Origin of the sequence: Streptomyces sp. NPDC059785, assembly GCF_042732375.1 — a bacterium.
Lineage (GTDB): Bacteria > Actinomycetota > Actinomycetes > Streptomycetales > Streptomycetaceae > Streptomyces.
Genome location: NZ_JBHWHV010000123.1, coordinates 1 through 6,478 on the forward strand (window position 1 = coordinate 1; position 6,478 = coordinate 6,478).

Genomic DNA, 6,478 nt, shown 5'->3' on the forward strand with positions numbered 1-6,478 from the left:
GGCCCGGTGGCGGGTGTGGTGCAGATGGCCCCCGGCCCGCCCGCCCCGCAGGTGACTTCCCGGCGTGGGAACCGCGGCCCGGCCGGGGCCCTACGCATGGTCGAGCCACCCGACCGGCCGCCGGACCGGTCACCGCCGTGCGGGAGGAATCCGTGCCGACTCTCTCGATGATCCGCAGAACGCCCCGGGCCCTGACCGCGGCCGCCGTGCTGGCCGCCGCCATGGGCCTGGGCACCGTGGGCGAGCCCGCCGCGGGCGCCGCGCACCGCTCGCACGCCCCTGCCGTGAAGGCGCCGGAGACGGTGTGCGCGCACGCGGGCACCCTGGAGGGCGAGGGCGGCCAGCGGGCCACCGTCAGTCTGTGCGCGGGCAGCGGCGGCCCCGTCATGTCCGTGTCGGCGCCCGCCACCTGCCGCAAGGCCGGCTCGCCCGTCGACTACGCCTGCGCCTCCTCCGGCAGCTGGACCGTGCGGCGGGTGGGCGAGAGGGAGGTCCTCGCGGCGGGCACGCTGCCCGGCGGCCGGGACTATCCGGGCCCCGGCACCTACGACGTCCGGGGCGACGTGCACGTACGGTCCACGCCCTCGGGTGTCGATCTGCGCGGGCACGTGTCGGCGCGGCTGACCCTGCTGGAGCCGAAGGCCGCGGCCACGCACCGGATCCGGGCCGACCGGGACCGCGTCCGCGCGGGCACCACGACCACCGTCGAATACACCGTCTGGCGGGACAGCGAGCAGGGGGACGGCAACGCGCGCCTCGGGCTCATCGGCGAGGAGGGTTCCGGTGTCGAGCTGCGGTCGTCGGACCGCCGCTGCGTCAATCCCCTGACCGGCCGTTACCCGTCCACCGACCGGTCGCCGCACGCCCTGGACTGCACCCTCACCGAGTTGCAGCCGGGCCGGCCCGAGACCGTCGTCGTGCGGGTCACGGTCAGGCGCGGCTGCTCCACGGTCGTCTCGAAGCTGGGCTACTGGATGCCGCAGGGCCAGAGCCTGTACACCGGCGGCATGCTCGCGGGTCCGACGCTCAGGTGCGCGTCGTGAGCAGGTCGAGCACCCGCTCCCAGCCGAACTCCGGCCGCCCGCCCGCCGGTTGCGGCTCCTGCGGCCCGCCCGCGTAGGGGTCGCCGAAGCGGACGCCCATGCCGCCGAGCCGCGCGAGGCTCGCCCGGTACGCGGGGTGGGCGGCCAGCGCCTCGTTGACACAGGGCAGGACGGCGATCGGCACCCCGAGGCCGTACGCCTCGCACAGGGTGCCGAGGGCGAGGGTGTCGGAGATGCCGGCCGCCCACTTGTTGACGGTGTTGAAGGTGGCGGGCGCGACGGCCACCGCGTCCGGAGCGGGGAAGGGACGCGGATCGCCGGGCGCCCGCCAGGCCGACCGGACCGGACGCCCGGTCCGCCGCTCTACGGCCGGCACGTCGAAGAAGCCGACGGCCTGGGGGGTCGCGATGACGCCGACCTCCCAGTGCCGCTCCTGTGCCGCGGTGATCAGTACGCCGATGTCCTCGGCGACACCGGCCGCGCAGACGACGACGTACAGGAAGGGCTTCGGGGCGAGTTCGGTCACCCGGGCAGCCTAATGATCGTCAGGTGCCGGAGCGCGGCGGCGTCACCGCCTCCGACACCGTGATGGCGCCCACCGGGCAGGCGCGCGCGGCCTCGCGCACCATCGGGTCGCCCGCGCCGTCCTCGCGGCCGGGCAGCAGTTCGCTGTATCCGTCGTCGTCCTGGGTGAAGACGCCGGGCGCGGTCAGGGCGCACTGCCCCGCACCGATGCAGACGTCCGTGTCGATCGTGATGTCGAAGTGCATGCCCGAAGCCTCTTACCAGGTCACGGGGAGTTCCAGCATCCCCTGGATCGTGTCCCCCGGCTTGAACGGGATCTCCTCGGCCGGGGCGGCGAGCCGCAGTCCGGGGAACCGCTCGAACAGCGAGCGCAGGGCGATCTCCAGCTCCGCCCGCGCCAGGTTCTGGCCCAGGCACTGGTGGATGCCGAAACCGAACGCGATGTGCTGGCGGGCCGAGCGGTGCCAGTCCAGGGCGTCGGGTTCGGCGAAGGCGCCGGTGTCGCGGTTGATGACGGAGGTGGAGAAGACGACGCCCTCGTCGGCGCGGATGGTCGCGCCGGCCACCTCGATGTCCTCGGTGGCGACCCGCAGCAGCCCGTCCGCGATGGACAGGTACCGCAGCAGTTCCTCGACGGCGGCCGGCAGCAGCGTCGGGTCGGCGCGCAGTTCGGCCAGCCGCTCCGGGTGCCGCAGCAGCGTGAACGTGCCCAGCGAGATCATGTTCGCGGTCGTCTCGTGCCCCGCGACCAGGAGCAGCGTGGCGAGCCCCACCAGCTCCGTGGGGTCGAGCACGCCCTCGCGCGCCTGCTGCTGGATGAGTTCGTCGAGCAGCCCCTCCCCTCCCTCGCCGGGCTTGTCGCGTTTACGGTCGATCAGCGCGGCCAGATAGTCGTCCAGCCGGTCGCGGGCGTCCTGGGTCTCGGCGGGCGCGCCGCGCAGCAGCCTGCGGGACTGCTCCTCGAAGAAGTCGTGGTCCTCGTACGGCACGCCGAGCAGGGCGCAGATCACCATGGAGGGCACCGGCAGCGCGAAGGCGCCGACCAGTTCGGCGGGCGGACCCCCGGCCGCCATCCGGTCGAGCAGCCGGTCGACGGTGTCCTGGATGCCGGGGCGCAGGGCGGCGGTCCGCTTGAGGGTGAAGTTGGGCACCAGCATGCGGCGCTGGGTGCGGTGTTCGGGGTCGTCGACGCCGAGCAGGGCGATGCGGCGCTTGCGGGCCGCGGCGAAGCGCTCGCTGGTCGCCGGGAAGGCGGGCAAAGTGCGGTCGGACGACAGCCGGGGATCGACGAGCAGTTCCCGTGCCGTGGCGTGACCGGTGACGATCCAGACGTGCCGCCCGTCGTACAGGGAGATCCGGGACAGGGGGCGTGCCTCGCGCAGCGGCTCGTAGGCGGCGGGCGGGTGGTAGGGACAGGTTCGGTCCTGGGGGTAGGCGACGGGTTCAGTCATCAGGGCCTCGCAAGCGATGGTTCCGTCATGCCGATCTTCATTAGATGCCCGGGGCATCTACGGGACCACGCGAAGTTCGGCCAGATACGGCAGGCCCCGGATGTGGCCGAACTCCGCCGTGTCAGGGCCCGGCCTTCTTGCCGCGGCCCGCTCCGCGTGCCTACCCTGCCCGGCCGCCCGCCCATGCGGCACGTACCGGACGTACACCCCGTAAGGGTGTCCGGTGGCCATTACCCGCGGGGTGCGGGCGGGGTGCCCTTGCACCCGGACCGCGGTGGATCTTCACTGGAAGGCACCAGTACGACGCGACGACGGGACACCAGTCATGCCACTTGAAGGCGAGTACGAACCCAGCCCGGCACAGTGGGTGCGTGACCAGGTGGAGCTGTACGAGAGCTCCGGCGGCACGAAGGGGACGACACTCATGGACACCGGCCTGCCGGTGATCATCCTCACCACGCGGGGCGCCCGGAGCGGCAAGATCCGCAAGACCCCGCTGATGCGGGTGGAACACGAAGGGCGCTACGCGGTCGTCGCCTCGATGGGCGGCGCTCCCAAGCACCCGGTCTGGTACCACAACATCATGGCCGACCCGCACGTCTCGCTCCAGGACGGCCCGGACATACAGGATCTGACGGCGCGTGAGGTGACCGGCGAGGAGAAGCGGCTGTGGTGGGAGCGGGCCGTCGAGGCGTTCCCGCCCTACGACGAGTACCAGAAGAAGACGGACCGCGAGATCCCCGTCTTCGTCCTGGAACCGGCCGGCTGAGCGGGCCGCGGGGGACCGGGCGGGGCCGTGGCGCGGGGTGCCGGAAAAAATCACGGCCCCTCGCGCATGAAGCCCCGTCCGCCGGGCACCCGGGTGTCAGGCCCCGCCGCGCTCCCCCGTCGCGGCGGGGCTTTCGGCTGCCGCGGCCTCCAGCGCGGCCTCCCGCATCTTCTTGTCCGTCACGTCGAGGAAGATCTGGTCGGCCTCCGGCACCAGATGGGTGACGGACTGCTTGATGCGTACGGCTGTCTCCTCCACCTCTTCGCTGTCGAGTCCGGGCACGAGGTCGACCCGGGCCGCCACCAGGGTGGAGTCGAGGCCGAGCTTCATGGTGAGCAGGTCCTCGACGCTGTCTATCTCGGGCTGGGCCTCGAGCAGCGCGCGGATCCGGCCGCTGGCCTCCTCGTCGGCGGCCTCGCCTATCAACTGGTCCCGCGCGTCGCTTCCCAGCCAGTAGGCGACGCAGACGAGGAGCGCGCCGATGGCGAGCGAGGCGGACGCCTCCCACACGACCTGTCCGGTGACCATGTGCAGCGCCATACCGATGATGGCGAGCGTGACACCGAGGACCGCCGTGCCGTCCTCGGCCACGACCGTGCGCAGCGCCGGATCGCGCATGCCCTTCGAGCCGCCGTCCTTGCGCACCTGGTGCAGCGCCCGGATCAGGGAGATCCCCTCGGCCACCAGGGCGACGCCCAGGACCACCAGACCGGTCACATAGCCGGTGAACGACTCCTCGGCACCGCTGCGGAGCGCCTCGAAGCCCTGGAAGAAGGAGAAGCAGCCGCCCATGACGAAGATCCCGACGGCCGCGAGCAGCGACCAGAAGAACCGCTCCTTGCCGTAGCCGAAGGGGTGCTTCCGGTCCGCGGGGCGCCTGCTGCGGCGCAGCGCGGCGAGGAGGAAGACCTCGTTCAGGCTGTCGGCCACGGAGTGCGCCGCCTCGGAGAGCAGGGCGGGCGAGCCGGAGACCAGGCCGCCCACCGCCTTGGCGACGGCGATCACCAGATTGGCGCCGAGGGCGACCCATACGGTGACGCGCGTCTTGCGGTCCGATCCGTTCTGCCGCTGCGCCGATCCGCTCTGCCGCTGTGCCGAGTCGGTCCGCCGCTGCGCCGAGTCCGTCGATTCAGTCGAGTCATCTGCCACATCGCCCGAATGCCCAGGCCGCTCGGGTCCACACAGTGGCGGTGGCGGAAAACGGGGAACCCGCTACCAGGGTGTACGTATCGGACAGGCCGGTGAGAAGGAGAGGATCCATGGGCGAGGGCGAGGGCGAGTCGAACGCCGCCTACGGCAAGAAGGAGTTCAAGCGCTCGAAGAGCCATTTCGCGGACCGGGTGACGGCCGACGGCCGGGACGGCTGGCCGGTCGAGGCCGGACGGTACCGGCTGGTGGCCAGCCGGGCCTGTCCGTGGGCCGGCCGCGCGCTGGTGTCGCGCCGGCTGCTCGGCCTGGAGGACGCCCTGTCACTGGCGGTGACCGATCCGATCCAGGACGACCGGAGCTGGCGGTTCACCCTGGACCCCGGCGGACGCGACCCCGTCCTCGGCATCCGCTACCTCGCCGAGGCGTACGACGCCCGGGAGGCGGACCACCCGGGCGGGGTCAGCGTGCCCGCGCTCGTGGACGTGCCGAGCGGGCGGCTGGTCACCAACGACTACCAGCAGCTCACCCTGGACTTCGCCACCGAGTGGACGGCGCTGCACCGCGCGGGCGCGCCCGACCTGTACCCGGAGAAGCTGCGCGACGAGATCGACCAGGTCATGGCGGACGTCTACGAGGACGTCAACAACGGCGTGTACCGGGCGGGCTTCGCCAATGGCCAGGAGAAGTACGAGGAGGCCGCGGCGGGGGTCTTCCGGCGCCTCGAGCTGCTGTCGCGGCGGCTCGCGGAGCAGCGCTACCTGGTCGGGGACACGATCACGGAGGCGGACATCCGGCTGTTCACCACCCTGGTCCGCTTCGATCCGGTCTACCACGGTCACTTCAAGTGCAACCGCTTCAAGCTGGCGGAGGACCGGGTGCTGTGGGCGTACGCCCGTGACCTGTACCAGACGCCCGGGTTCGGTGACACGGTCGACTTCGACCACATCAAGCGGCACTACTACCAGGTGCACTCCGGCATCAACCCGACCGGGATCGTGCCCCTGGGCCCCGATCTCTCCGGCTGGCTGACCCCGCACCACCGCGAGGAGCTGGGCGGCCGGCCCTTCGGTGACGGGACGCCGCCGGGCCCGGTGCCCGCCGCCGAGGAGGTGGCGGCGCGGGGACGGCCCTGAGCGGGGCGGCACCCGCCCCCGGAGGCCGGATCCGCGTACAACCCGCCGATCAGGACACACGCCAGGACGAGAGACGAAGGAGACCCGGATGTCCAAGAAAAAGAAGAAGTCCTTGCCCCTCGCCTACAAGCCGGTCGGTTTCGTGCTCGGCTGGGCCAGCGGCGCGCTGGCCGGGATGGCGTTCCAGAAGACCTGGAAGGTCATCCGGCACGAGGACGACGCGCCCGACGCGCTGGACAAGGACCGAGGCTGGGGCGAGATCCTGCTCGCCGCGGCCGTCCAGGGCGCCATCTTCGCCGTGGTGCGCAGCGCCGCGGACCGCACGGGCGCGAAGGCCATCGAGCGGTCGACGGGCGTGTGGCCCGCGGACGACAAGAAGGGCCGGGACTGAGCCGGGCGGGACGCGGC

The 6,478-nt window shown here is 72.4% G+C and carries 8 protein-coding genes; 4 read left to right on the top strand and 4 right to left on the bottom strand.

The window, feature by feature from the left end; genetic code table 11:
• The first annotated feature begins 152 nt into the window (after positions 1–152).
• Positions 153–1,043, top strand: a complete 891-nt coding sequence (locus ACFV6E_RS42585) for a hypothetical protein (protein WP_385176811.1) — start codon at positions 153–155, stop codon at positions 1,041–1,043.
• Here the strand turns inward: ACFV6E_RS42585 and ACFV6E_RS42590 are convergent.
• Genes ACFV6E_RS42590 through ACFV6E_RS42600 form a run of 3 tightly spaced genes read right to left on the bottom strand, consistent with a single transcriptional unit; the run spans position 1,027 to position 3,019 of the window.
• On the bottom strand, positions 1,027–1,569 hold the full coding sequence (locus ACFV6E_RS42590) for a flavoprotein (protein ID WP_385176808.1): 543 nt from the start codon (positions 1,567–1,569) through the stop codon (positions 1,027–1,029). The genes ACFV6E_RS42585 and ACFV6E_RS42590 overlap by 17 nt on opposite strands.
• A gap of 19 nt (positions 1,570–1,588) precedes the next feature.
• Positions 1,589–1,813 (bottom strand): ferredoxin, encoded by a 225-nt coding sequence (locus ACFV6E_RS42595; RefSeq protein WP_385176805.1) that lies wholly within the window; start codon positions 1,811–1,813, stop codon positions 1,589–1,591.
• Positions 1,814–1,825: 12 nt separating this feature from the next.
• Positions 1,826–3,019, bottom strand: coding sequence for a cytochrome P450 (locus ACFV6E_RS42600; RefSeq protein ID WP_385176802.1), 1,194 nt, complete (start codon positions 3,017–3,019; stop codon positions 1,826–1,828).
• A gap of 325 nt (positions 3,020–3,344) precedes the next feature.
• Between ACFV6E_RS42600 and ACFV6E_RS42605 the strand changes: the two genes are divergently transcribed.
• A complete protein-coding gene (locus ACFV6E_RS42605; protein WP_385176799.1) occupies positions 3,345–3,788 on the top strand; it encodes a nitroreductase family deazaflavin-dependent oxidoreductase in 444 nt (147 codons plus the stop codon).
• 96 nt (positions 3,789–3,884) lie between these two features.
• Here ACFV6E_RS42605 and ACFV6E_RS42610 read toward each other — a convergent pair whose 3' ends face one another.
• Positions 3,885–4,937 carry a cation diffusion facilitator family transporter gene (locus ACFV6E_RS42610; protein WP_385176796.1) on the bottom strand — a complete coding sequence of 351 codons (1,053 nt, stop codon included), beginning with the start codon at positions 4,935–4,937 and terminating at the stop codon, positions 3,885–3,887.
• Positions 4,938–5,047: 110 nt separating this feature from the next.
• On the opposite strand from ACFV6E_RS42610, the gene ACFV6E_RS42615 reads away from it, so the two are divergent.
• Both ACFV6E_RS42615 and ACFV6E_RS42620 read left to right on the top strand, forming a co-directional pair.
• Complete coding sequence (locus ACFV6E_RS42615) at positions 5,048–6,070, top strand: glutathione S-transferase family protein (protein WP_385469135.1); 1,023 nt, start codon at positions 5,048–5,050, stop codon at positions 6,068–6,070.
• A gap of 88 nt (positions 6,071–6,158) precedes the next feature.
• Positions 6,159–6,461, top strand: coding sequence for a DUF4235 domain-containing protein (locus ACFV6E_RS42620; protein WP_385176791.1), 303 nt, complete (start codon positions 6,159–6,161; stop codon positions 6,459–6,461).
• Positions 6,462–6,478: the final 17 nt, after the last annotated feature.